The organism is Cognatishimia sp. WU-CL00825, assembly GCF_040364665.1.
Classification (GTDB): domain Bacteria; phylum Pseudomonadota; class Alphaproteobacteria; order Rhodobacterales; family Rhodobacteraceae; genus Cognatishimia.
This window is the reverse complement of the sequence record NZ_BAABWX010000001.1, coordinates 1,383,004-1,405,282: the sequence shown is the minus strand read 5'-3', so window position 1 is coordinate 1,405,282 and position 22,279 is coordinate 1,383,004. Positions and strand designations below refer to the sequence as shown.

The 22,279-nt window shown below is 52.2% G+C and carries 27 protein-coding genes, 1 tRNA gene and 1 pseudogene; 16 read left to right on the top strand and 13 right to left on the bottom strand.

Going from position 1 to position 22,279, the window contains the following annotated elements; all coding sequences use genetic code 11:
- Window positions 1-125 precede the first annotated feature (125 nt).
- Entirely contained in the window at window positions 126-1,307 is a 1,182-nt protein-coding gene (locus ABXG94_RS07010) for a phytanoyl-CoA dioxygenase family protein (RefSeq protein ID WP_353533125.1), read from the bottom strand.
- A gap of 81 nt (window positions 1,308-1,388) precedes the next feature.
- Here ABXG94_RS07010 and ABXG94_RS07005 point away from each other — a divergent pair, with 81 nt between their 5' ends.
- The 6 genes from ABXG94_RS07005 to trpB all read left to right on the top strand — a co-directional run bounded on the left by ABXG94_RS07005 (window position 1,389) and on the right by trpB (window position 5,706).
- Window positions 1,389-2,450 carry a LacI family DNA-binding transcriptional regulator gene (locus ABXG94_RS07005; RefSeq protein ID WP_353533124.1) on the top strand — a complete coding sequence of 354 codons (1,062 nt, stop codon included), beginning with the start codon at window positions 1,389-1,391 and terminating at the stop codon, window positions 2,448-2,450.
- 345 nt (window positions 2,451-2,795) lie between these two features.
- A complete protein-coding gene (locus ABXG94_RS07000; RefSeq protein WP_353533122.1) occupies window positions 2,796-2,936 on the top strand; it encodes a hypothetical protein in 141 nt (46 codons plus the stop codon).
- Between the two features lie 84 nt (window positions 2,937-3,020).
- On the top strand, window positions 3,021-3,305 hold the full coding sequence (ihfB, locus tag ABXG94_RS06995; RefSeq protein WP_353533121.1) for an integration host factor subunit beta: 285 nt from the start codon (window positions 3,021-3,023) through the stop codon (window positions 3,303-3,305).
- Window positions 3,305-3,655 carry a lipopolysaccharide assembly protein LapA domain-containing protein gene (locus tag ABXG94_RS06990; protein ID WP_353533120.1) on the top strand — a complete coding sequence of 117 codons (351 nt, stop codon included), beginning with the start codon at window positions 3,305-3,307 and terminating at the stop codon, window positions 3,653-3,655. Before ihfB ends, ABXG94_RS06990 begins: the two co-directional genes overlap by 1 nt.
- Before the next feature lie 83 nt (window positions 3,656-3,738).
- The gene (locus ABXG94_RS06985; protein ID WP_353533119.1) at window positions 3,739-4,395 is read left to right on the top strand and encodes a phosphoribosylanthranilate isomerase; all 657 of its coding nucleotides are present in this window, start codon (window positions 3,739-3,741) and stop codon (window positions 4,393-4,395) included.
- A gap of 72 nt (window positions 4,396-4,467) precedes the next feature.
- The gene (gene trpB, locus ABXG94_RS06980) at window positions 4,468-5,706 is read left to right on the top strand and encodes a tryptophan synthase subunit beta (RefSeq protein WP_353533117.1); all 1,239 of its coding nucleotides are present in this window, start codon (window positions 4,468-4,470) and stop codon (window positions 5,704-5,706) included.
- A 36-nt stretch (window positions 5,707-5,742) separates the two neighbouring features.
- Here the strand turns inward: trpB and ABXG94_RS06975 are convergent, their stop codons facing one another.
- The 3 genes from ABXG94_RS06975 to pth form a co-directional block, all read right to left on the bottom strand.
- Window positions 5,743-6,153, bottom strand: a complete 411-nt coding sequence (locus tag ABXG94_RS06975; protein ID WP_353533116.1) for a hypothetical protein — start codon at window positions 6,151-6,153, stop codon at window positions 5,743-5,745.
- A 189-nt stretch (window positions 6,154-6,342) separates the two neighbouring features.
- Window positions 6,343-6,723: a DUF2237 family protein gene (locus ABXG94_RS06970; protein WP_353533115.1), complete on the bottom strand. Its 381-nt coding sequence runs from the start codon at window positions 6,721-6,723 to the stop codon at window positions 6,343-6,345.
- Between the two features lie 15 nt (window positions 6,724-6,738).
- Entirely contained in the window at window positions 6,739-7,476 is a 738-nt protein-coding gene (gene pth / locus ABXG94_RS06965; protein WP_353533114.1) for an aminoacyl-tRNA hydrolase, read from the bottom strand.
- Window positions 7,477-7,607: 131 nt separating this feature from the next.
- On the opposite strand from pth, the gene ABXG94_RS06960 reads away from it, so the two are divergent.
- Window positions 7,608-8,279 carry an FkbM family methyltransferase gene (locus ABXG94_RS06960; RefSeq protein WP_353533113.1) on the top strand — a complete coding sequence of 224 codons (672 nt, stop codon included), beginning with the start codon at window positions 7,608-7,610 and terminating at the stop codon, window positions 8,277-8,279.
- A 61-nt stretch (window positions 8,280-8,340) separates the two neighbouring features.
- On the opposite strand, the gene ABXG94_RS06955 is transcribed toward ABXG94_RS06960, so the two are convergent.
- From ABXG94_RS06955 to ABXG94_RS06940, 4 genes are all read right to left on the bottom strand, one after another.
- The gene (locus ABXG94_RS06955) at window positions 8,341-8,994 is read right to left on the bottom strand and encodes a 50S ribosomal protein L25/general stress protein Ctc (RefSeq protein WP_353533112.1); all 654 of its coding nucleotides are present in this window, start codon (window positions 8,992-8,994) and stop codon (window positions 8,341-8,343) included.
- Between the two features lie 153 nt (window positions 8,995-9,147).
- Window positions 9,148-9,765: a hypothetical protein gene (locus tag ABXG94_RS06950; protein WP_353533111.1), complete on the bottom strand. Its 618-nt coding sequence runs from the start codon at window positions 9,763-9,765 to the stop codon at window positions 9,148-9,150.
- A gap of 114 nt (window positions 9,766-9,879) precedes the next feature.
- Window positions 9,880-11,046 carry an alpha-hydroxy acid oxidase gene (locus ABXG94_RS06945; RefSeq protein ID WP_353533110.1) on the bottom strand — a complete coding sequence of 389 codons (1,167 nt, stop codon included), beginning with the start codon at window positions 11,044-11,046 and terminating at the stop codon, window positions 9,880-9,882.
- A gap of 121 nt (window positions 11,047-11,167) precedes the next feature.
- On the bottom strand, window positions 11,168-11,629 hold the full coding sequence (locus ABXG94_RS06940; protein WP_353533109.1) for an Lrp/AsnC family transcriptional regulator: 462 nt from the start codon (window positions 11,627-11,629) through the stop codon (window positions 11,168-11,170).
- Between the two features lie 117 nt (window positions 11,630-11,746).
- Here ABXG94_RS06940 and phhA point away from each other — a divergent pair, with 117 nt between their 5' ends.
- Window positions 11,747-12,547, top strand: a complete 801-nt coding sequence (gene phhA / locus ABXG94_RS06935) for a phenylalanine 4-monooxygenase (RefSeq protein ID WP_353533108.1) — start codon at window positions 11,747-11,749, stop codon at window positions 12,545-12,547.
- Between the two features lie 2 nt (window positions 12,548-12,549).
- Window positions 12,550-12,867 carry a 4a-hydroxytetrahydrobiopterin dehydratase gene (locus tag ABXG94_RS06930; protein ID WP_353533106.1) on the top strand — a complete coding sequence of 106 codons (318 nt, stop codon included), beginning with the start codon at window positions 12,550-12,552 and terminating at the stop codon, window positions 12,865-12,867.
- 403 nt (window positions 12,868-13,270) lie between these two features.
- On the opposite strand, the gene trpA is transcribed toward ABXG94_RS06930, so the two are convergent.
- The 3 genes from trpA to ABXG94_RS06915 all read right to left on the bottom strand — a co-directional run bounded on the left by trpA (window position 13,271) and on the right by ABXG94_RS06915 (window position 15,368).
- A complete protein-coding gene (gene trpA / locus ABXG94_RS06925) occupies window positions 13,271-14,062 on the bottom strand; it encodes a tryptophan synthase subunit alpha (protein WP_353533105.1) in 792 nt (263 codons plus the stop codon).
- Window positions 14,063-14,130: 68 nt separating this feature from the next.
- Complete coding sequence (locus ABXG94_RS06920; protein WP_353533103.1) at window positions 14,131-14,874, bottom strand: alpha/beta hydrolase family protein; 744 nt, start codon at window positions 14,872-14,874, stop codon at window positions 14,131-14,133.
- An 83-nt stretch (window positions 14,875-14,957) separates the two neighbouring features.
- Window positions 14,958-15,368, bottom strand: coding sequence for a VOC family protein (locus tag ABXG94_RS06915; RefSeq protein ID WP_353533102.1), 411 nt, complete (start codon window positions 15,366-15,368; stop codon window positions 14,958-14,960).
- Window positions 15,369-15,463: 95 nt separating this feature from the next.
- On the opposite strand from ABXG94_RS06915, the gene ychF reads away from it, so the two are divergent.
- Window positions 15,464-16,561, top strand: coding sequence for a redox-regulated ATPase YchF (gene ychF, locus ABXG94_RS06910; protein ID WP_353533101.1), 1,098 nt, complete (start codon window positions 15,464-15,466; stop codon window positions 16,559-16,561).
- Between the two features lie 69 nt (window positions 16,562-16,630).
- A complete protein-coding gene (locus ABXG94_RS06905; protein WP_353533100.1) occupies window positions 16,631-17,557 on the top strand; it encodes a nucleoside hydrolase in 927 nt (308 codons plus the stop codon).
- 3 nt (window positions 17,558-17,560) lie between these two features.
- Here ABXG94_RS06905 and ABXG94_RS06900 read toward each other — a convergent pair whose 3' ends face one another.
- Window positions 17,561-18,475, bottom strand: a complete 915-nt coding sequence (locus ABXG94_RS06900; RefSeq protein ID WP_353533098.1) for a LysR family transcriptional regulator — start codon at window positions 18,473-18,475, stop codon at window positions 17,561-17,563.
- A 91-nt stretch (window positions 18,476-18,566) separates the two neighbouring features.
- On the opposite strand from ABXG94_RS06900, the gene ABXG94_RS06895 reads away from it, so the two are divergent.
- From ABXG94_RS06895 to ABXG94_RS06885, 3 genes and pseudogenes are all read left to right on the top strand, one after another.
- Entirely contained in the window at window positions 18,567-18,743 is a 177-nt protein-coding gene (locus ABXG94_RS06895) for a hypothetical protein (protein WP_353533097.1), read from the top strand.
- 630 nt (window positions 18,744-19,373) lie between these two features.
- Window positions 19,374-19,463, top strand: a tRNA-Ser gene (locus tag ABXG94_RS06890).
- A 244-nt stretch (window positions 19,464-19,707) separates the two neighbouring features.
- Window positions 19,708-20,049, top strand: a pseudogene (locus ABXG94_RS06885) (Arm DNA-binding domain-containing protein); the annotation flags it as partial.
- Between the two features lie 14 nt (window positions 20,050-20,063).
- Here the strand turns inward: ABXG94_RS06885 and pcaQ are convergent.
- Window positions 20,064-20,978 (bottom strand): pca operon transcription factor PcaQ, encoded by a 915-nt coding sequence (gene pcaQ / locus ABXG94_RS06880; RefSeq protein WP_353533096.1) that lies wholly within the window; start codon window positions 20,976-20,978, stop codon window positions 20,064-20,066.
- A 109-nt stretch (window positions 20,979-21,087) separates the two neighbouring features.
- Here pcaQ and pcaD point away from each other — a divergent pair, with 109 nt between their 5' ends.
- Entirely contained in the window at window positions 21,088-21,876 is a 789-nt protein-coding gene (pcaD, locus tag ABXG94_RS06875; RefSeq protein ID WP_353533095.1) for a 3-oxoadipate enol-lactonase, read from the top strand.
- Window positions 21,869-22,246, top strand: a complete 378-nt coding sequence (gene pcaC / locus ABXG94_RS06870) for a 4-carboxymuconolactone decarboxylase (protein ID WP_353533094.1) — start codon at window positions 21,869-21,871, stop codon at window positions 22,244-22,246. The genes pcaD and pcaC overlap by 8 nt, the downstream gene beginning before the upstream one ends.
- The last annotated feature ends 33 nt before the right edge of the window (window positions 22,247-22,279 follow it).

The window sequence follows — 22,279 nt, the reverse complement described above, 5'->3', positions numbered from 1 at the left end:
GCACGGCGCGCATAGCAATGTCTGGTTTGAGCCCACATTGCCGGATTTCTGCGGAGCGGCGAATGGCCGCTCTGCAAGTCTGGTTCCAAAAATTCGTCAGATATTTCTGTTTAAGTAGTGTAACGCTATGGTAATTGTTTGATGCGCATCTCTTCTAGAACCGCGTCAAATCTCTGAAGATCAAAATCCTCAGCCAGCGCGCGCCCAAACAGCGCTTGTTGTGTTTCGGGAGCAAGGCCGCCCTTTGGAGGATCTCGATCTAAATTGGTCGGAAATGAATATCCTTCTGCGGACGCAGCGATTGCAGCCCTCAGGTTTGAAACGCCTAACGTGCTGTTGTAGTGTGCGGCCAACGCATGAGGATACAGCAGTTTACACATCTTTGTGCGATCTACCGTTTCCATGGCACGCCCGAATGCTGAAGATACTTGCAGCAAATTGGCCATTCTGTGAATGTCACGGCTCGAATTTGCGCCCGCCGCATGAAAGAGCGCTGGGTTGAAGAAAAGAGCATCCCCTTTTGCGAGTGCCAATTGAATGTATCGCTCTTCAAACAGCGCCCTGAAATCATCTCGTCTCCACGCGGCATAGCCCGCGCGGTAGAGCTGTGAGAATGGCAAAAGTTTCGTCGGGCCACTTTCAATCGGCATGTCACAATGCGCGATGGCTCCTTGTAGCGTCAGAGCAGGCGAAAGATCATGAACATGTGCGGGATATTCCGCACTGATTTCAGCCGTCTGAAAGCCGAGATGATAGTCTCGGTGAGCTTGCTGAGCTGCACCACCGGGATGAACTAGATTAATCTGCGCAGTCATTTGATAGTTTGGACCAAGCCAGGCTTCGCAGGCTGCAGCGATGGAGGTGTTGGCAAAGTAACGCAAAAACACCTCTGGGGCTTCTTCGCAGAGTTTCTGCAAGGAATTCCATATCCTGTCATTGGATCCCGATGCTGCGAAGTGGTCACCGCCGCCACCGCTCGCCAACTTTTCGGTGGCAATGATCTGTTCATAGATCGCAGTGGCCTCATCCAGAACGGTAGTATCCTCATAGGCCTTGCGCAGAACGAGAACACCTGCGCCCGCCCTAAGAACATGCGCCCATTCGGCCATGATAGCGCGACGTTGCTCTTTATCCTCAAGCGACGGACGTAGCCCGGACATATCATAGATTGGGACATTCTTTTGAATGTCTTCGGCGTGCGAAACGGTTGATGAGTTGGCCGTTTGATCGATAAGCGCAGTGAACACATTGAGGTCACATGCCGCGCTATCAAAATACCCGAGTTCGGTTTCGATATGGTCGTTCATAGAACAATCTCCCTTTGTTTCACTGAGTGTGCAACATCGAGACCTTGATTAAACCATCAAAACAAATCAGAAACACATCAAATGACGCATCGATTTCCCATCAAAGAAGTTGCCAGACAGTCGGGGCTCAGCACCGCGACAGTCGATCGCGTGATCAACAATCGTGCCAATGTCAGTCCGCAAACCAAGGCACGTGTTGCCGCTGCCATTTCAGAACTTGAGGGCCAAGAGGCGCAATTGGCCGCCCGTGGGCGGCGTCTGTTTTTCGACTTTGTGATTGAAGCACCAACGCGCTTTAGCCGAGAAGTCCAGCAAGCTGCGGAACAAGTTTTGTCATCTATTGGAAACGCCGTGTGCCGTCCAAGGTTCCAGGCCCAAGAGATCATGACGGAAGATGATGCCACCGCCGCTTTGTCGCGCATCGCCAAACGGGGCAGCCACGGCGTTTGCATCAAGGCGCGTGATTTGCCGGCCATCCGAGCAGCTGTGGATCAATTGATCGCATCAGGCATTCCTGTTGTTACGTTGGTCACTGACCTGAACACGACAAAGCGCCTTGCCTATGTCGGCCTTGATAATCAAAGCGCAGGTCGTACAGCAGCCTACCTGATTGCGAAAACAATCTGCGACGGTGACGGAACGGTCCTGATATCAAGAAGCAGTGATCGCTTTTTGGGAGAGGAAGAACGAGAAGTTGCGTTCAAGGCGACTCTGGTCCGGCTGTGCCCAAGCCTACGCATCATAGATGCAAGTGGGGGCAGCGGCGTATATGGTGAAACATCACGCATCATGCAAAGTGTTGTTGCAGGTCTGAACAAAGTACGTGCCGTATATTCGATGGGCGGCGGTAACTCGGCGATTTTGCGTGCTCTCGACCAGAACGGGTCACTGCCTGACATATATGTCGCCCACGATCTGGATAACGAAAATATACGGCTCATCGAAGATGGGCGACTTAGTTTTGTACTGCACCATGATCTGCGCGTGGATTTACTCAACGTGTTCCAAGCTTTCTTGCATCATCACAAGCTCATGGTCATGCCACCTCAAACAACCATGTCTCATATTCAGGTTGTCACTCCCGAGAATATTCCACCTTTCAATAGGCGTTTCCAAAAGCGGACGTCCGCGAGCACGTACTGAGCTACCGCTTTGTCCCGCATAGCTGCCGTTGGTATTAAGCCACAGTAAAGGCTGCGAAGATTCACAGAAACCAGCATTTTTGACCCAATTCAGTGTGCTAAGTGGGGTAAGCTTTTTCTTTTGGCGTTAGGTTTCCCCAACGAACGCTCCCTGCGATACCGCCTGCTGATAGGCGAAGTTCAGCCGCCAAGCGCCATTGTAGGGTTGCGTGCTCACGGGGGCCAATGAGGTTAATGGCGCTGGGCCATCGCCGTTGCCGCCACATATTTCATGTCGCATTCAGGGGATGCCCAGGGGCTGATGGGAGCGCGAGAACGGTAAATGGCCACCTAGAGAACGATTTGAATGACCGCGAATCACAGCACTTTCTGCATCGCGGCGTTGTTTGCGCTCGCAGAAGGAATGGCGCAGGATCGGCGTCGCTTTGCCCAATCTGGGGTGTTTTTCCACATTAGTGCGGTAAATCAGGGGTTTGGCGGATCTTAGTGTTTCCGTTTTCACCACTTTGTCCCTATATTTTGGCAAGATAAATGTAAAAAGTAACCGCTTTGCTCTGGGGAGAAGCTGTCGATGATCCGATCAGAATTGATTCAAAAAATTGCCGATGAGAACCCGCACCTATATCAACGTGATGTTGAGCGGATTGTGAATTCCATCTTTGAAGAGATCACCGATGCGATGGCGCGTGGCGACCGGGTAGAGCTGCGCGGCTTTGGTGCTTTTTCTGTGAAACAGCGCGATGCGCGGGTTGGTCGCAATCCACGCACCGGCGAAGCTGTTAAGGTTGACGAGAAACATGTGCCGTTCTTTAAGACCGGCAAACTTCTTAGAGATCGGCTGAACGGAAAAGCGTAATGCGTTACATCAGATATGGGTTTTTGGCGGCACTTGGCGTGGTGCTGGTTTCGGTGGCTTTGGCCAACCGGGGAATGGTCACGTTGAACTTGCTGCCGGAACCATTGGCAGAACTTTTGGGGCTAGGCTATTCCATCAGCTTGCCGTTATTTGTTGTGATCTTTGCTGGCATCGTGGCGGGACTGTTGATCGGCTTTTTCTGGGAGTGGATGCGGGAGCATAAGCACCGTGCCGCAGCGGGACGCGCTGAACGCTCGTTGAAAACCACCCAGCGTGAGGTGCGTCGCCTCAAGGGCGCGCGCGCCGAGGACAAAGACGAGGTGCTGGTGCTTTTAGAAGAAGCCAGCTAAATCCAGACACATTGATCGTCATGCGGCCCCGGAGATGATCCGGGGCGTTTTGCGTTTAAGAAAACCCAGTGGATGCCAGAGTTATGGATACCAGAGTAAAGATTTGCGGATTGCGCACGCTTGATCATGTTGTGGCTGCAACCGAGGCGGGGGCTGCCTATGTTGGGTTTGTGTTCTTTGCAAAATCACCGCGCAATGTCTCTGTCGAGCAAGCGCGTGCGCTGGCTTTAGAGGTGCCGATCGGTGTTGCCAAAGTGGCTTTGACGGTGAACGCCGATAACGCTTTTCTGGATGCCTTGAGCGAGCGCGTGCCGCTAGATATGCTGCAATTGCATGGGGCAGAAAGCCCGGAGCGGGTGATCGAGGTTAAGGCGCGCTATGGGCTGCCTGTGATGAAAGCCATCGGTATTGCTGATCAAGCTGATGTTGCGCAGATTGATGTCTATGGCAGCGTTGCGGATCAATTGCTGGTGGATGCCAAGCCGCCAAAAAACGCCGACTTGCCCGGTGGCAACGGTCTGGCTTTTGATTGGCGCTTGGTGAACCGCAAATACTGGCCCTGTCCCTGGATGCTGGCCGGGGGGCTGACGCCAGAGAACGTGGCGACTGCTGTGCAAATGACCGGCGCGCGGCAGGTGGACGTTTCTTCGGGTGTGGAAAGTGCGCCGGGTAAGAAGTCCGCAGATCTGATCCGCGCGTTTGTCGCCGCAGCCAAAGAAAAGCCGGTTCCTAAGTTATAAATACACTTTGGGATGGAAGTTTGGGGTTAAGCGCCCTAAGACAAATGGCAACAGTTTTAGCAAGAGGCATACATGGCCAACGATCTTTTCAACAGCTTCATGAATGGTCCCGATGAAAAGGGCCGCTTTGGTGACTTTGGCGGGCGGTTTGTGTCCGAAACCCTGATGCCCTTGATCCTGGATCTGGAAGCAGAATACGAAAAGGCCAAGACCGACCCAACGTTCTGGGCGCAGATGGATGATTTGTGGAAACACTATGTGGGCCGTCCAAGCCCGCTGTATTTTGCCCCACGTATGACCGAAGAGCTGGGTGGCGCGAAAATCTATCTAAAGCGCGACGAGCTGAACCACACGGGCGCGCATAAGATTAACAATGTGTTGGGTCAGATCATTCTGGCAAAACGCATGGGAAAAACCCGCATTATTGCAGAAACCGGGGCAGGGCAGCACGGTGTTGCCACGGCTACGGTCTGTGCCAAGTTTGGCCTGAAATGTGTCGTCTATATGGGCGCGCATGATGTGCAGCGTCAGGCCCCAAACGTGTTCCGTATGCGTTTGTTAGGTGCTGAAGTTGTCGCTGTGACCTCTGGTCGAGGCACGCTGAAAGATGCGATGAACGATGCATTGCGCGACTGGGTGACCAATGTCGACGACACGTTTTATTGCATTGGCACTGTCGCTGGGCCGCATCCATACCCGGCGATGGTGCGGGATTTCCAAGCGATCATTGGCAAAGAAGTCCGTTGGCAGTTGGAAGAGCAAGAAGGCGAAGGCCGTTTGCCGGATACCGTGATTGCGGCCATCGGTGGCGGGTCAAACGCCATGGGGCTGTTCTTTCCGTTCCTAGATGATGACAGCGTCAATATCATTGGCGTCGAAGCAGGTGGCAAAGGCGTGAACCAGAAAATGGAGCATTGCGCTTCGTTGACCGGGGGCCGTCCGGGCGTGCTGCATGGCAACCGCACTTATCTGTTGCAGGATGATGATGGCCAGATCCAAGAGGGCTTCTCGATTTCTGCGGGGCTGGATTATCCGGGTATCGGACCAGAGCACGCTTGGCTGCATGAGATTGGTCGCGCGCAATATGTGGCGATCACCGACAAAGAAGCGCTAGAGGCATTCCAGTTTTCCTGCCGTACCGAAGGCATTATTCCGGCACTGGAACCAAGCCACGCTTTGGCGCATGTGATGAAATTGGCGCCTACTTTGCCAAAAGATCATATCTTGGTGATGAATATGTGTGGCCGCGGCGACAAGGATATTTTCACCGTCGCACGGCACCTTGGCTTTGACATGAGCGACGCGGAATAGAGACTGGTCATTAAAGCGGGCCAAAGGCCCGTTTTTCTAAACCAGCTTGTTGTGAATGGCCGTGCGTGAACCGCTATCGCGGGCAAGGGTTTGAAAAGTCTTAAAATTCGGACACTTTTGCGGGGCAATGTTTGGCGTTGTATCCGGCGCACCAGTTTTCGTGCGAAAACAGGTCTTGGCCAGGGTGCATGCGCTGCAGTTTTGCGCCAGGGTTTCAGCACGCAGTTTGGGCGTGGAAAGTTGCTGGGCATTCAGTCCAAACAGCCGCGCCATAGAGCGTATTTGGTACGTGGCCTGAGGGCGTGCGCCGATGTTGGTCATGATCCGCTGAAGCACTGCGCCATTCATGTCCTTGGGACGCCAATCGGTTTCTTTATGGACAAGTTTTCTAAGGATGTCGCCAAGGCTGGGTCGATGTTGCTTTTGGTTCAAATGCTCAAAATACATAATGGGTCTCTCTTATAAAACACTTCCAAATTACTGTGCTTGAGAGAAATATACTTAAAGTTGTTGACGTGTTTGTGGCGAGAGATGGGTGAATTGGTGAATTTCGGCTGTATATTTGGGCTTTCGGACCCTAGAAACGAGCGTGTGCTTCGTCAAAGGCCTTATTGGCTTGGGTGAACATCACGCCCGTTAGGCAGGGCCAACAACGGCGCAAGCCTGTAAAATCTCAAGAGAAACAACCTCTAAGGCGCGCTTGTGGGTCGCTGTTAGGTTGATCTGAGGTGCGCAGCCTTCGTCATAGGCCTGCAAAAAGCGTCCTGCACAGAGGCACCAACTGTCACCCGGTTTCAGGCCGGGGAAATTGAATTCCGGATGGGGCGTTGTCAGGTCGTTGCCGACGTATTTGGAATAAGCCAGAAATTCAGCCGTCATCACTGCGCAAACGGTGTGGTTGCCCTGGTCTTGTGCGCAGGTGTTGCATTGGCCGTCGCGGAAATACCCGGTGAGGGGATCAGCAGAACAGATGCTAAGCGCTGTGCCAAAAACGTTGATATTTGGGTCTTTCTGCATGGTGTTCCTTTGCGGTTACCGGAATTTGTCCATCAATTTCTGCATCGATGTCCGCGTATCCTCGGGGTCAGACACGACCGGTATTTCAGGCTTTTGACTTTTGGGCTTTTTAGGCGCGTCTGTTGCTTTGACTTCTTTTTGCGGCCCCTTGGCCGCTTTGCGCTCGGTGCCCGTTGAAGACCGAGGAGGCGCGACGCGTAGGGCCACTGCATTCATGAACTTGCCGGGATCATCCTTGGCAAGGTGTTTGGCCCCATCGCTGATGCCACGCAGAAGGTCATCCAGCCAGTCCTGATCTGCCTTGGCAAAATCGCGCAGCACATATCCGGCCACCTTGTCTTTGTGACCCGGATGGCCGATGCCCAGCCGCACCCGGTCATAATGTGGTGACAGATGTTGGTGAATTGAGCGCAACCCGTTGTGGCCGGCATGCCCGCCGCCAGATTTCACCCGGCATTTGCCCGGTGCAAGATCCAATTCGTCATGAAATACCACCACATCAGTGCTGTCGAGTTTATAAAACCGCATGGCTTCGCCGACCGCTTGACCTGATAAATTCATAAAGGTTTCAGGTTTGAGCAGTACAACCCGGTCACTGCCAAATTTCCCTTCGGTCACTGCGGCCTGAAACTTTTTACGCCATGGGGCAAACCCGTGGTCTTCGGCAATGCGATCCAGAGCCATAAAGCCGATATTGTGGCGATTGCCAGCGTATTTTGGACCTGGATTTCCCAGGCCGACAAAAAGTTTCATCTTTGATCATTCTCTAGTGCAACTGCAGTGTGACGCAACCTATGCCGCAGGTCAAAAAAGTGCAATTGTTGCCGTTGGTTGATAAGCGTCAAAAGAGCGACAACAACATTGCTGTGAGACGGAGCGAGCAAGTGAGTGTGCATAATTTAGCAGGCGTTCGTCTTGAATTGCCGGACTGGCTGCAGGGGACGGCCATTGAAGAAAAGATACTGGCGGGCGAGTATGAAGGCTCTGAAGCCCATGCTGCGCGACAACGCATTCGGCCTGGAATGCGGGTGCTAGAGATCGGGGCAGGGCTTGGGTTTGTCAGCGCGATTTGTGCCCAGACTGCAGGCGCAGAGAATGTGATCTCGGTTGAGGCCAACCCGCAGATGCTTGCGCCTTTGCAAAACAACCTGAACCAAAATGAATTGGGCGAGGTCAAGGTGATACATGGGGCAGTCGTCGGAGATGCTTACCGCGATTTGGTGGTCAACTTTCGCGCCGGTGCGTTGTTTTGGGGCGGATCTGTTCTGGACGAGGGGCAAAGCCATACGGACATGGTTTCAGTGCCTGCATTGCCAATCGGGGCCTTGTTGGAAATGCATCGCCCAAGATTTGTAATGCTGGATGTCGAGGGCGGCGAGGCGGCGCTGTTTTCAACGCCCTGGCCCAAATACGTGCGTTTTGTGGTGCTTGAATTGCATCCGCGCAAATATGCGCCCGCAACGGTCAAACAGATCGTGGATTGCATGTCGGCCTCGGGGCTGACCTATGACCCGGTTTCGTCGCGTGGCCGCACGTTGGGGTTTATGCGGGCCTGACAAAAAAACGGCCCCATTGTCTTGGAGCCGTTCTTGATTTTTTGGACAAAGACAGGAACGCTTATGCGTCTTCTGCCGCTGCTTCTGCTTCTGGTGCATCTGCTTCTGCCGCATCCGCATCATCTTCGTCATCTGCAGAACGCAGGCTGGAAGGTGCAGAGAGGTTCGCGATGACAAAGTCACGGTCGATTGTCGACTTGGCACCAGCTGGCAGTTCGATCTGCGAGATGGTGATGGTGTCGCCAATGTCTTTGCCTGTCAGGTCAAATACCAGCTTCTCTGGGATATCGCCCGCAGTCACACGCAGCTCAACTTCGTTACGTACAACGGTCAGAACGCCACCTTTTTTGATGCCAGGTGCTTCTTCGTCGTTGATGAATTCAACCGGAATAAACAGGTTGATTTTCGATGTGCGGCGCAGGCGCAGCAGGTCGAGGTGTGTTGGCAGGTCTTTTACAGTGTGGCGCTGCACGTTACGGCAGATCACACGTACATCTTCTTCGCCTTCAACTTTGAGGTTGAAAAGCGTTGACAAGAAGCGGCCTTGCTTCAGTTTTTTCAACAGAACGTTGAAAGGGATGTTGATTGCCAGTGGTTCAGCGTCGCCGCCGTATACAACACCAGGAACCATGCCATCGCGACGTGCCTGACGAGCGGCGCCCTTGCCTGTCCCCGTACGGACTTCGGCGTGTAGATCAGGGATCTGTCCAGCCATTTGAATTCTCCAATATGTTAGGGTGGGGTTCCTCCAAGGCTGTAACCCCACGTGAAGCGCTGGCCATAGCCTAGATTCGCTGATCTTGGAAGATGCAAAATAGCTGAAAAAGTGCTGATTTGACCTAAAATGCTGCCTTTTTTTTCGGTGATGTCAGCTTTGCGGGCGCAGATGGCCATCTGCCTGAAGAATGCGGTCATAAAGCGCAAATTCAGGCGCGCGATGCTGGCGCAGTTTTTGTTCTACTTCTGGAGAAAGCGGCGCGGGTTTGGGTGGCGATACATTCTTGTCAGAAAAAGTCAGTTTTTCTTCAAAGCGGTTTTCCAGAAAGCTGCGCAAGAGGGGCTGCGATTCATAAGCAAACAGATGATGCAATGGCACCGAGCCATCCATCATGGATAAAAATCCATATTGGCTGCCGATCGCGGCAAATTTTGGTTGCGGGTCTTGCAGAACCGCCATGACAAAACTGTCAAAGCTAAGCTCTGCGGTGCTGGCATCCTGACGCCCGCTTTTGGGGGCAGTGCGATAGCGATACCAACTGCGAATTTGTTCGATTGGGTGGCGCATTACAGCCAGACGTTCTGGGGCAATGTCATAGAAATCATCAAGAAACGGGGTCATTTTGCGTTGAAATTGACCGGCGGTCATATGTTTTCGGCGCTTTGCAAAGACGATGTCTGCGTGTTTGCGCAGGGTCATTTCATAGGCAGTTGACCCGGTTTTTGGTGTCGCCAAAAAAGCCAGATTCTGTTTGAAATAGATTTGCATAGATCCGATCGCCTGCCAGTTTGATCCAAGTATGGCACTGCATGTGATGGTGTCAAAGGAGAAAGGGTGCGGATCCCGCACCCTTTGGTATTCACGCCGCTGCTGGCCGTTTATTTAGTCTTGCCAGTCGCCCTCAAAGCCCTTGGGAACCATCAAAATATCGCGGCTGAGCTGATCCACAGTTCTGCAGCCACACAGTCCCATAGAGGTATCAAACTCTTTGTGCATCAGCTCGAGGGTTTTGGTGACGCCAGCTTCGCCCATGGCCCCAAGCCCATAGATATAGGCGCGGCCGATATGGGCGGCCTTGGCCCCCATGGCAATGGCTTTTAGAACGTCTTGTCCAGAGCGGATGCCAGAGTCGATATGAACTTCGATCTTGTCGCCAACTGCGTCCAAAATGGCAGGCAGTGCCCGGATCGAGCTGAGAGCGCCGTCCAATTGGCGGCCTCCATGGTTGGAAACGATTATGGCGTCTGCGCCGACATTCACGGCTTGGATCGCGTCGCGTGGATCAATGATGCCCTTGATGATGAGCGGGCCGTCCCACATTTTGCGAAACACCCGAATACGATCCCAGTCAAGCGCCTGATCGGCGGCTTCGGCAAACCATGTGCTGAGCGAGGCCGGATCGCTGACACCCTTGGCATGTCCAACAATATTGCCAAAAAAGCGCCGTTTTGTGCCCAGCATTTGCAGCCCCCATGGAATCTTGGTTGCAAGGTTGGCCATGGATTTCACGGTCAGTTTTGGCGGAGCGGATAGGCCGTTTTTAAGATCTTTGTGGCGTTGACCCAAAAGCTGCAGATCCACGGTGATAACCGCCGCCGAACATTTCGCGGCTTTGGCGCGGTCAAACAGACGTTGCATGAAGTCATCGTCTTTGAGCGTATAGACCTGAAGCCAAAACGGCTTGTTTGTATGGCTGGCGACATCTTCGATCGAGCATATCGACATGGTTGAAAGCGCATAGGGCACGCCGAATTTTTCAGCGGCTTTTGCGGCTTTGATTTCACCGTCTGCAGATTGCATGCCGGTCAACCCAACGGGCGCAAGCGCCACGGGTAGGGCGACATCTTGGCCAAGCATCTGAGAGTGCGTGCTGCGACCCGTCATGTCCTTTGCTACACGTTGGCGCAGATAGATCTTTTCAAAATCTGAGGTGTTCTCGCGGAAGGTTTGCTCGGTCCAACTGCCGGATTCCGCGTAGTCATAAAACATTCGTGGGACACGGCGTTCGTAGATTCTCTTTAAATCGTCAATGCAGGTGATGACTGGCATGGGGTAAACTCTCTGTATTGGTAATCTTTATTAACCAATTTACGACCTAAAGTGCAATACCCAAGTTTGCGGAGGGGATTTTGGCTGTGGTGACTGCCTCGTTGGGCGGGTTTTGACCAACTCACACCGGCAACGCCGAACTCGATTTGGTCCTGCGCAAAACAAAATTCGTATGTGAGCTACGCACCAGCCCCAGACGCAAAACCCGTTGCATAATAAAGGTTTCCAGTGCCTCGGGCCCCTCTGCAACAACCTTGAGCATATAATCGTCAGAGCCGGTAATAGACGCGCATTCGATGATCTGCGGTTCGTTTTGTACAAAGCGGTCAAAGGCCTCGATGGTGGCTTCGGTATGATCCAGCAGGCTGACGTGCATATAGGCCTGGGCGTGCAAGCCAAGGGCGCGGGGGTTCAATATGGCGACATAGCGGTCGATTAATCCCGCTTCCTCCATGCGTTTGACGCGGCGCCAGCACGGGGACGAGCTCAGGTTGACTTTTTCTGCAAGCGCTTGAAGGCTGATTTTTCCGTCCGTTTGTAGTACCCGCAAAATTTCACGGTCTTTCTGTTCAAGTTGGGGCATTTTTTACCAATAATTTGTTAAATTTAACGTAATCATACCTTAAAACCTGGGTTTTTCAAACCGATTGGGGCGGATTTTTCTGCGTTGGTGGCCGACCATAAGGCAAGGAGACGCGACATGCCAAAATCAACAAAGTATTCAGCAAAGACCCCGGATGCATCTGGGTATATCGCCTATAGCGCTGCGGAAGACGCGGTGTGGCGAGATCTTTATGCCGCCCAACAGGGGCCGGTGCAGGCCCATATGGCCAAACCCTATCTGAAAGGCTTGGCTACCTTGAACATGCCCAAAGACAAGGTGCCGCAATGCCCGGACATTTCCGCGGTACTGATGCGCGAAACCGGTTGGAAAGTGGACCCGGTGCCCGCGCTGATTGGGTTTAAAACCTTTTTTGGCATGCTCGCAGATCGGACGTTTCCGGCGGCCTCGTTTATCCGCTCGCGCGAGGATTTTGATTACATCGAAGAACCGGATATTTTTCACGAAATATTTGGGCACACACCGTTGCTGACAGATTCGCGGTTTGCAGGGTTTTCCCATGCGATTGGTCTGGCAGGTTTAAAGGCGCAAAAACAAGACTATAGTTGGCTGATCCGGCTGTATTGGTTCACCATTGAATTTGGTCTGACCCGAGAGGCTGGCAAGCTTAAGGCGCTTGGGTCAGGTCTGGCATCTTCTAAAACCGAGTTGCCGCATGCGGTTTTATCTGGCGCGCCAGTGCTGCGGCCCTTTGATGTCATAGATATTTTGCGCACGCCTTACCGGATTGATATTCATCAGCCTGTGTATTTTGTCATCGAAAATTTGGATGATCTTTTTGCAGCGGCAGATCGTGATCTGATGGCCGATATCAAACACGCTCAGGCCAAAGGGCTGTTTGACCCCCTGTATCCCCCAATTGAAAAGAAAGCGTCTTAAGAATGACCCAAACAGAATGTGTGCCTTGCGCAGAAGGCAGCGGCGTTTTAAGTGATGACATGGTGCAAGAAGGATTGGCTGGATTGCCGGGCTGGGCGGTGCGCGAGACAACTATTTTTAAGCGGTTCGAATTTAAGGGCTTTGCCAAGGCCACACAGATGGCAAACCTGGTGGCCTGGCATTCTGACAAAATGGGCCATCACGCTGATATCAGCTTTGGCTGGGGCTATTGTGAGGTGGTTTATACCAGCCACGAGGCCGGTGGATTGACCGAAAACGACTTTCTGTGCGCGATGCGGTTGGAGGCTTTGGTTGGGTGAAGAGCGGGGCTGCTTTGCGGACAGAGCGTCGCTTAGCCTGTTAGGTTCCACACGATGTTATGACCCAATAAATTGAGGCCAACGGTAACAATATCGTCGCTGCTGCGAGAAGATAGATTATCAAGTTTCTCTCGAACTTCCGAATCCCAACCGCGGCAAGAAGAGCATCCTTGAAGCCAAATCGATTATGCTTTGCAACAACATACGTGGTCACAATTGCGAGACACCAATACAAAACCACTGGCCAAGATGTGTCATTCAGGCATTCCATAAGGCGTTCATTGTAATTCTAATGGTTTCAGTAATTTCTTTAGGGATGCGAGGCATCAAACTGTCAAATTCGGCTCGAAGCGGTCGTTCGCAAAAGAACCACGATCCGTGATTTTTTGAGTAAACGCTGTGCTTACCCTCGATGCGCGCCATCTGCTAGGGATTTCACGAAATCTAGTATTTCGGCTACCGGTTTGCCTGCTGCGATTTGGCTGACGATGGCCGAGCCAACAACTGCGCCATCTGCGACAGAGGCGATGTTTTCAGCTTTCTCGGGCGTGTTGATGCCAAAGCCCACAATGATTGGCAGATCGGTAGATGCTTTGATGCGCGCGACCTCGGGGCCAACATTGGTGGCTTGGGCTTCGGCAGAGCCGGTGATGCCATTAATAGAGACATAGTAGACAAAGCCAGAGGTGTTTTGCAGCACTTTGGGCAGGCGTTTGTCGTCGGTTGTTGGGGTGGCAAGACGGATAAAGTTCAGGCCTGCGGCCTGGGCGGGAATGCACAGCTCTTCGTCTTCTTCGGGTGGCAGATCCACAACAATCAAACCATCAATGCCCGCAGCTTTGGCGTCGACCAGGAATTTTTCGACGCCGCGATTATAAATCGGGTTGTAATAGCCCATCAGAACAATCGGTGTTGTGTCATCTGTTTTGCGGAATTCTGTTGCCAGATCCAAGGTGCGCTGCAAGGTCATGCCTGCGCCAAGGGCGCGTTGCCCGGCAAGCTGGATGGTTGGCCCATCTGCCATGGGGTCCGTGAAAGGCAGGCCAAGCTCGATGATATCAACGCCAGCGGCAGGCAGACCTTTGACCACTTCTAGCGACACGTCATAACTGGGGTCACCGGCCATGACATAGGACACAAATGCCTTTTTGTTGGCGGCTTTCAATTCGGCAAATTTGGCATCGATGCGTGTCATCGGGCATTCCTTTATTACGTCTTGCCCGATGTGCCGGATGAACGGCTGAAAATCAATCCCGGCAGTGACTATTTCGGGATTTGGGACTGGGTCGCACGCGATTTATAGGGTTTGCGGTCAATCGCGGCCTCTAGAAACAACTGGATGTGGTCGATCAGTGGGCGGTTGATCAGGCGGACATCAAAGACATTCAGATGCGGGCTGGAGGCATCGCCACCGATGATTTGGTGTGAATGAACCGGAATGGCGCGGCTATGTGCGGCTTTGGCTAGGGCTTTGGCGTCGGGTGGCGGCAGGGTTTTCGACTTGCTGCCCTGTACCAGAAACAGGGCAGGGTCGCCGCGTCTTAGGTGGCTGTGGCGAATCCCGGCAGAAGAGATCGCCACCACTGCAATAGGGGCAGGATAAAGCCGGGATAGCAGATCTTTTGCATAGGCCGTTTCAAGCGCTAAATCAGCGCCCATGTTTTTTCCCCAAAGGATGGTCTTGTTAGGATCATGGCAAAGCGTCGCTGCATTTTCAGACAACCAGAATAAGGCGTCTTTGGCAGCATCAGAGTTGCCAACATGGCCTTTAAGTTCATTAAGGACGACGAGATTATAGCCTTGCTGCACCAGTTCCTTTGAAAGCGTCCTTGGTTCAGTGTTCAACGCATCTGTGCCCTGCGGCGCGGTGCCAAACCAAACGACGGTGGGGCGCATTGCTTTGCACTGCGATGATGGGCCGTACATCTGCAAAATAAGTGCCTGAGCGCCAGAGATGGTGTCACCTTGCCCAAATACATAGGGTATTGGCGCAATGGATTGAGCCATAGCGCCACTTGTCTGCACGGCGAAACAAATTGCTGCGGCACAGATGCCTCGCCAGTCCCTAAAGTTCATTCTTGGTCGGTCCTTTAGGCTTCGTCGTCCACCATGATCATCCAATGGGTGCCAAATTTGTCTTTGCACATGCCAAAGCCTGAAGAGAAGAATGTGGCTTCAAAAGGCATAGTGACTTCTCCGCCGTCTAATAGCTTTTCGAATTTGGTTTTCGCTTCGGCTACGGATTTGGTTTGGTGGGCAACTGCGATGCCGGTCTGCGCTGGGTGTTCCATGCCTTCGGGGTTGTCACTGCACATCAGCGTTGTGTCGCCAACATCGATTTGTGCGTGCATCAACCGGTCATCAATAGCAGGCAGGCCTACCTCGGGCGGGGCCTCTGAAAAAGGCATTTTCAAAACATTATCCGCGCCAAAGACATCTGCGTAGAAATCAATCGCCTCAGAGCAGTTTCCGTTAAAAAAGATATAGGGTGTGAACGACATGACGGCCTCCAATTTGAATGCTGCAAGGGTAACACGACTTGCGTCAGGCCCCAACACTGCCTAGAAGCGGCTCGAACATGTGATTGGAGGCCGAGATGGGCTTTAAAGTTGGTATTGTCGGTCTGCCGAATGTTGGGAAATCTACGACATTTAATGCATTGACCAAAACGGCTGCTGCGCAGGCGGCGAATTTCCCGTTCTGCACAATCGAACCAAACGTTGGCGACGTGGCTGTGCCTGATGATCGTTTGGAAAAGCTGGCGGCCATTGCCAGTTCCAAACAGATCATCCCAACCCGCATGACCTTTGTCGATATCGCTGGACTGGTCAAAGGCGCATCCAAAGGCGAGGGTCTGGGCAACCAATTCTTGGCCAACATTCGCGAAACCGATGCGATTGCGCATGTGCTGCGCTGTTTTGACGATGACGACGTGACCCATGTGGATGATCGCGTTGATCCGGTGGCCGATGCGGAAACCATCGAGACCGAATTGATGCTGGCTGATTTGGAAAGCATTGAGAAACGCCGTCAGGGTCTGGTGCGCAAGATCAAGGGCAATGACAAAGAAGCCAAAGAGCAAGACCGCCTGTTGGCGATGGCGCAAGAGGCCATTGAAAACGAAAAACCAGCGCGCACATGTGAGATTGACCCAGAGGATGAAAAGCTTTGGAAAGGTCTGCAACTTTTGTCGACTAAACCTGTATTGTATGTTTGTAACGTTGGGGAATCTGAAGCGGCTGATGGCAACGCACATTCCGCAGCGGTTGCCGAAATGGCTGCCGCACAGGGCAACTCTCATGTGATTATTTCGGCCCAAATCGAAGAAGAAATCAGCCAGTTGGACCCAGAAGAAGCCGAAATGTTTTTGGGTGAAATGGGCTTGCAAGAAGCAGGTCTGGATCGGTTGATCCGCGCTGGGCACGAGCTTTTGAAGCTAGAGACATATTTCACGGTTGGCCCCAAAGAAGCGCGCGCCTGGACCATCGGTCAGGGCACCAGCGCCCCAGCGGCGGCGGGTGTTATTCATGGTGATTTTGAACGTGGATTTATTCGCGCCGAAACCATTGCCTATGATGACTTTATCTCTTTTAATGGCGAACAAGGTGCCAAAGAAGCGGGCAAGATGCGCGCAGAAGGCAAAAGTTATATTGTGCAGGACGGGGACGTCATGCATTTCTTGTTCAACACATAGGTTTTGTTGAAACTATGGTTTAATGAGAGAGGCCATTGTGCCTCTCTTTTGCATTTAATGAGGTAGGGTATGCGCAAAGTCACCAAATTGATCATCGATACGGACCCAGGCATTGATGATGCGATGGCTATTTTCTATGCAGCCGCAGCGCCGGACATCGCACTTTTAGGGCTGACCTCTATCTTTGGCAATGTGACCGTTGAAACCGCCACGCGCAACGCGCTGCGCCTGCTTGAAGCGGCCGGCGTTGATGCTCCGGTTGCTGCTGGGGCGCATACACCACTCGCGATGCCCCCCTTTAAACCCTCGTCGCACGTGCACGGAGATGCAGGGTTCGGTGACATTCCGGCCGCAACGCCAAAAGGTAAGCAAATTGGTGAAACTGCCGCCGAATTTCTGTGCCGCATGGCACGTGAACACAAGGGCGAACTGGTGGTGTGCCCAATTGGGCCGTTGACGAACATCGCCCAAGCCCTGCAGCTGGACCCGGACTTTGCCACCAATGTAGATCGCATTGTCTTAATGGGGGGCTCTTACCGCGAAGGTGGCAATATCACCCCTCACGCCGAGGCCAATATCTATCATGACCCGCATGCAGCTGAAATTGTCTTTGCCTCTGATGCGCAGGTTGAAATGGTGGGTTTGGATGTCACGCATCAAATACTGTGTACCGCCCAAGACTTTGAGGCGATTGCCCAAGCGGCGCCAAAACTGGGCGGCATGCTGCAGGACATGAGCCATTTTTATCTGAAGTTCTATGCCAGCGTTGGCAAGTTCGAGGGCTGTAGCCTGCATGATCCGGCTGCGGTCATCGCCTGTACGCACCCTGATTTATTTGACGGGCACCGGGTAAAAATATCGGTGTCTTGTGCGGGGGAAACAATTGGTGCAACGCTGGATGCCGGGGACAAACGCCCAGCAAGTTTAGTATACACCTCTGTGGCGTCAAAAAAGGTCAAAGACCTGTTTCTAGAGCGATTGGCAAGCCTGGCTTAAAGCCTATTGATCTTGGGTAAGATCAAGCGATTGGATGATGCCTAGCAACCATTTGTGGCGTGAACTGTCAGAGTTTCGCTTGTGCCAAAGCAGGTCAAACTCAAGCTGAACGTTGCTTAAAAGGGGCAGGGCGCAATAGGAAAAACCCTTAAAAACGTCGTGCCGCAACCGACTCGGCATGCTGGATATTAGATCAGTGCCACGCATCATTTCGGCCAGTACCGATGCATTTGACGCAGAGCACACGATATTGCGGTGCCCCTCCAGCCGCTTAAGTTCATTGGCAACGGAACTGCGCACATAGCCGCCAAAGTCCAAAACACCGTGGCGCGCAGAAAAATACGCTTCAGTTGTGTCGGGCGCGGTGCGCACCTCCGCATCATAAAAGGCCACAGACTGGTCTCGAAACAGCGATTGTGATTGCAGAGCCGGCGGGTATTTGGCTACGCGCACCGCAATAAGTACATCAGCAGTCCCCGATTCCAGAACGCCTTCCATCTGGTCGCGGCTACCCATTTCGACAAAATGAACATGACGGTCGGGATTAATCGCCCAAATGGCATCGCGAATGGTTTGCAGCGCACCCATCATCGAATTGAGGTTGGCGGCAATACTTATGGGACGCGTGTCTTCGAGCGGATCATAAATGCCAGTTTCTGGAAGCCCTTCGATGGCGGACACGATGCGCGCAGCACGGGGGATCAGGTTTTTAGCATTCTCGGTAGGCACAATATTGCGGCCCGCTTTTTCAAACAGTTTGTAACCCAGCATCTGCCGCAAACGTTCAAGCAGATTGCTGACCGTGGATTGGTTGAGGTCAAAGTGTTCTGCGGCGCGGCTTACAGATTGCAACTCACAGACCTTTAGAAAGATCCGTAGGGTATGGGCGTCGAGTTTATATACATTTAGATTATTCATGCATTTACTTGCGATTCTCGATGGATTGATGCTGCTTGCCAGAGTAAGTTTAACACACAGTCATTCCCTGGCACTGTAGAAAATAGGGCTTATGCTCAAAGATCAAATTAGGCTGGTTTGCAGCGCTGAAGACGAGCGTGCTGCGGACATGGAAGCCTTGAAAAATTTGATAGAATATTCGATTGGGTGCGCCAAAGAAAATGAGTTTTCGGCCACTCAGTTTATCCTCGAAGCTGCATTGCGCAGTTTGGAGGAAGAAGATTCTTGAGATTTTAAGGTCGTGGACTTCTATTTCACGTCCTAGTTTTTCTGCGCCTGGATTCCTGCCCATCTACACATTTACGGCCTGAAAAAGTGGCTATTTCAGCTTTGCATTGAAGTATCATTGTGATACTTTACCTAAAGGCGAATGCTTTGCCCTGGATCGTCATCGCATCCCCCAGTGTAAAACATTTGCTGATCGCTTCATTCCTTTGGGAATAGCGCGATGACGCCTCGTGCAATTGCAGGTTAATTGGGCCTACTGTTGTGTGGGGCGTCACCCTTAGATCGGTGTGAAATATGACGTGATGAAACCTTAGGAGTTTCACTTTGAGCGTGCCGTTCCGGACTGACACGCGCGTTGCCCTATAACTGCGGATAGCATTTGCGTTGACGGTAATGGACCGCAATTTTGCCTGGCCGTGTGCTTATGGAGAATCAAGAATCCGTCGCTCTGTATGGGAGGTGGTTTGAGCCAAAATACCCATAAACTGACCGCGCGGCCATTGCGCTAAATTTGCGAGTTATTTGAATTAACTCCCATCGAATTCGCGGGAAAATGGCTATTTTCGAAAGGGTCAAATATTTTGTAAAAAGTCCCTTGTTTCTCGGAGGTTTGCTAAATATACGGGTCAGCGGAGACGTGGCCGAGTGGTCGAAGGCGCTCCCCTGCTAAGGGAGTATACCGGAAACGGTATCGAGGGTTCGAATCCCTTCGTCTCCGCCACCCACACTTTTTCTGAGGTTTTGTGAGGCTGCTTTGAATAGCCTAAACCTCAGTATTTCCTGAACGATCGCCTTATTTAAGGCTTGCTGGATTTTATTCGGTCGCCTCGCTACGCCTTCATTGTGTGTTATGAAAGGTGGCACGTCGATTGGCGGCGCTGGGCAGAAAGCTAACAAAGAAGCTAGCAGAGAATCTTGGACCGGGGCCACATGGCGACAGCAATGGATAGTAGCTTGTCGTTGATCCATCCGCGGCTCGTCGTTGGATCGTGCGCGTGGTCGTTAAAGGGCAGAAAAATAGGAAGGGTGCTCCATTGCGCACGGATTTTGGTTTGGGTGGTGCGGATATTGTCACGATCAACCAAGCAAGAGAACGCGCGCTGGAATATCGGAGCATGGCAAAGCAAGGTTTGAATTCGCGCTTCAATGCCCGCCAAGAGGTGCCGACCTTTGAAGAGCAGGTGCATATGGATCGAATGCCTACATGTAAAAACGCCAAGCATGGGCAGCTATGGAACAACACCTTGCTTGACTATGCGTTTCCCAAGATTGGCAGCCAATTGAAGGTGCATCAACAGCCGACGTAAGGTTGTGCAACTATCTATAAACCTTGCGATCGAACAATATTATCGACAGCTATAGAGAAAATCTTTTGTTCGGAGGACGGGTTTGTGCTGGCTTTCATCATCAATCCGACTGGACCATTTGTCATAGTCGTATCAAATGGTAGGCGGCAAAGCATTCCATTATCGATTTCATTTGCAACAACACCAGACGAAATGATCCAAACGGCGTCGCTTCTTGGTGTATATACTCTCCCAAATGCGCCTGAAACTGTTTCCAGTTTGTTTGGAAGTTCGCCTACGCCATTGGCAATCAAATACCGCTCAACAAGCGGTCTTATGGCCGAGTGTTCTGAGGGATAGATCACTTGCCATTCACCGATACGGGCGAGATCGGGGGCTTGCAGAAGTGGGTGTTTTGGACGCACTACAAAATCGACGGTCTCGTTGTAAAGCTGCGTAAATGCGATCCCTTTCATCGTGTCAGGAGGCGCTTGACGTCCAACCACAAGATCTAGCTCACCATTCCGCAGTTTTTGAATTAGATAACTAACCGGGCCATCCGAGATTTCCAACCTACTGCTGTTTGAAAGCTCCGAAAACTCCTGCGCCACCAGCGGCATCAAGCGAGCCGCAACCGAGGGTAGTACACCCACTTTGACTCGTGCGGATCTAGCCTCGCCCTCTCTTTCCACGCCATCCATCCCCTGTTGCAAGGCGGCAAGGCTCATCTCGGCAAAGTGCAGGAATACTTCCCCCTGTTTCGTCAGCGAAATTCCGGCTCGGCTGCGGGTCATTAGATCAGCCCCAAGCAACGTCTCCAACTCTTTAAGGGTTTTGGAAATTGCAGGTTGGGTCAAAAGCAATCGCTCTGCAGCCGACTTCATACTCCTGAGCCGGCTTATCTCAACGAAACACTGGATGTGGCGGAATTTAATACGGCGATCGATCATTTTAGTTATTCAAAAGGGAAACTAAATGGCACAATAAGTCATTTTTGTTGCGAAATGCAATATGTTAATTTCTGGACGGAGGATAGAGCCCAACCATTGAGGATACATAATGCAAATCGTAAAATTGCAAAATTTGGCATTGCATGTCCGAATTGAGGGCCCTGAAACCGGATTTCCTGTGGTTTTTTCAAACTCCCTGGGAACGGATTTGAAGCTGTGGGACAAGGTCGTGGCACTGCTGCCAGGTGGTTTGAGAGTGATCCGTTTTGATACACGTGGGCACGGCTTGTCTGATTGTTTGCCATCTCCCTATTCTATGGATGAGCTTGCAAATGATGCCGTGGATCTCTTGGATCAACTTGGCATTTCAGGCTGCGCATTCGTAGGGCTTTCTATCGGCGGTATGATTGGGCAGGTCGTGGCGGTGCGGCGACCCGATCTAATTTCTGCCTTGGTGTTGTCTAACACTGCGGCCAAGTTGGGCGACCAGCAAATGTGGAACGACCGCATTGCAGCCATTCAAGAAGGAGGTGTCGAGTCCTTAGCTGGGCCAATTCTAGAACGTTGGTTCTCAGAGGAATTCAGACGTGATGACGAACTGAACGCATGGCGCAATATGCTAATTCGAACCCCAAAGGAGGGGTATATCGGCTGCTGTCATGCAATAGCGGCTGCCGATCTGAGTGCCCAGACGCGGGCGATTAGACAGCCGACCCTTGGCATTGCCGGTTCGGTGGACGGTGCTAGTCCAGCTAATCTGGTCGAGGGCACCGTTGCTATGATCGAAGGCGCGTCTTTTCGTACCATTGAGGGCGCTGGCCATTTGCCATGCGTCGAAAAGCCCGCCGAATATGCGGCAATTTTGACAAATTTCCTAAAGGAGAACGGACATGTCTGAACGGCTCGAACTGGGCATGAAAACTCGCCGCACTGTTTTGGGTGATGCCCATGTTGATCGTGCGGAATTGCAGAAGACGGATTTTGATGTACCGTTTCAAACGCTGATCACTGAAAGTGCTTGGGGAACGGTTTGGGCAAGCGACGGAATAAGCCAGCGCGAACGGTCAATGTTGACATTGGCTTTGTTGGCGGCGCTTGGGAATTTCGAAGAGATTCCAATGCACATCCGCGCTTGTACACGAACAGGTGCAAGTAAAAGAGACGTTTTGGAGGCCTTTCAACACGTTGCAATTTACGCAGGCGTTCCACGCGCGAACCACGCGCTGAAACTGGCGAAAAAAACCTACGCCGAATTGGAAAATGAATAGCCAAGGAAACGCGCTATCCCCCCAGCAAAAAAG

What these genes read in the sequence shown, in the direction of transcription:
- pth (WP_353533114.1), bottom strand. Translation starts at nt 7,476, where the DNA reads ATGAAACTTTTTGTCGGCCTGGGAAATCCAGGTCCAAAATACGCTGGC.
- pcaC (WP_353533094.1), top strand. Translation starts at nt 21,869, where the DNA reads ATGTCTGAACGGCTCGAACTGGGCATGAAAACTCGCCGCACTGTTTTG.
- ABXG94_RS06945 (WP_353533110.1), bottom strand. Translation starts at nt 11,046, where the DNA reads ATGCCAGTCATCACCTGCATTGACGATTTAAAGAGAATCTACGAACGC.
- ABXG94_RS06940 (WP_353533109.1), bottom strand. Translation starts at nt 11,629, where the DNA reads ATGCCCCAACTTGAACAGAAAGACCGTGAAATTTTGCGGGTACTACAA.
- ABXG94_RS07005 (WP_353533124.1), top strand. Translation starts at nt 1,389, where the DNA reads ATGACGCATCGATTTCCCATCAAAGAAGTTGCCAGACAGTCGGGGCTC.
- pcaQ (WP_353533096.1), bottom strand. Translation starts at nt 20,978, where the DNA reads ATGATCGATCGCCGTATTAAATTCCGCCACATCCAGTGTTTCGTTGAG.
- trpB (WP_353533117.1), top strand. Translation starts at nt 4,468, where the DNA reads ATGGCCAACGATCTTTTCAACAGCTTCATGAATGGTCCCGATGAAAAG.
- pcaD (WP_353533095.1), top strand. Translation starts at nt 21,088, where the DNA reads ATGCAAATCGTAAAATTGCAAAATTTGGCATTGCATGTCCGAATTGAG.
- ABXG94_RS06905 (WP_353533100.1), top strand. Translation starts at nt 16,631, where the DNA reads ATGCGCAAAGTCACCAAATTGATCATCGATACGGACCCAGGCATTGAT.
- ABXG94_RS06955 (WP_353533112.1), bottom strand. Translation starts at nt 8,994, where the DNA reads ATGGCTGGACAGATCCCTGATCTACACGCCGAAGTCCGTACGGGGACA.
- ABXG94_RS06920 (WP_353533103.1), bottom strand. Translation starts at nt 14,874, where the DNA reads ATGGCTCAATCCATTGCGCCAATACCCTATGTATTTGGGCAAGGTGAC.
- ABXG94_RS06990 (WP_353533120.1), top strand. Translation starts at nt 3,305, where the DNA reads ATGCGTTACATCAGATATGGGTTTTTGGCGGCACTTGGCGTGGTGCTG.
- ABXG94_RS06900 (WP_353533098.1), bottom strand. Translation starts at nt 18,475, where the DNA reads ATGAATAATCTAAATGTATATAAACTCGACGCCCATACCCTACGGATC.
- ABXG94_RS06975 (WP_353533116.1), bottom strand. Translation starts at nt 6,153, where the DNA reads ATGTATTTTGAGCATTTGAACCAAAAGCAACATCGACCCAGCCTTGGC.
- trpA (WP_353533105.1), bottom strand. Translation starts at nt 14,062, where the DNA reads ATGACACGCATCGATGCCAAATTTGCCGAATTGAAAGCCGCCAACAAA.
- ABXG94_RS06915 (WP_353533102.1), bottom strand. Translation starts at nt 15,368, where the DNA reads ATGTCGTTCACACCCTATATCTTTTTTAACGGAAACTGCTCTGAGGCG.
- ihfB (WP_353533121.1), top strand. Translation starts at nt 3,021, where the DNA reads ATGATCCGATCAGAATTGATTCAAAAAATTGCCGATGAGAACCCGCAC.
- phhA (WP_353533108.1), top strand. Translation starts at nt 11,747, where the DNA reads ATGCCAAAATCAACAAAGTATTCAGCAAAGACCCCGGATGCATCTGGG.
- ABXG94_RS06970 (WP_353533115.1), bottom strand. Translation starts at nt 6,723, where the DNA reads ATGCAGAAAGACCCAAATATCAACGTTTTTGGCACAGCGCTTAGCATC.
- ychF (WP_353533101.1), top strand. Translation starts at nt 15,464, where the DNA reads ATGGGCTTTAAAGTTGGTATTGTCGGTCTGCCGAATGTTGGGAAATCT.
- ABXG94_RS06895 (WP_353533097.1), top strand. Translation starts at nt 18,567, where the DNA reads ATGCTCAAAGATCAAATTAGGCTGGTTTGCAGCGCTGAAGACGAGCGT.
- ABXG94_RS06950 (WP_353533111.1), bottom strand. Translation starts at nt 9,765, where the DNA reads ATGCAAATCTATTTCAAACAGAATCTGGCTTTTTTGGCGACACCAAAA.
- ABXG94_RS06930 (WP_353533106.1), top strand. Translation starts at nt 12,550, where the DNA reads ATGACCCAAACAGAATGTGTGCCTTGCGCAGAAGGCAGCGGCGTTTTA.
- ABXG94_RS06985 (WP_353533119.1), top strand. Translation starts at nt 3,739, where the DNA reads ATGGATACCAGAGTAAAGATTTGCGGATTGCGCACGCTTGATCATGTT.
- ABXG94_RS07000 (WP_353533122.1), top strand. Translation starts at nt 2,796, where the DNA reads ATGACCGCGAATCACAGCACTTTCTGCATCGCGGCGTTGTTTGCGCTC.
- ABXG94_RS07010 (WP_353533125.1), bottom strand. Translation starts at nt 1,307, where the DNA reads ATGAACGACCATATCGAAACCGAACTCGGGTATTTTGATAGCGCGGCA.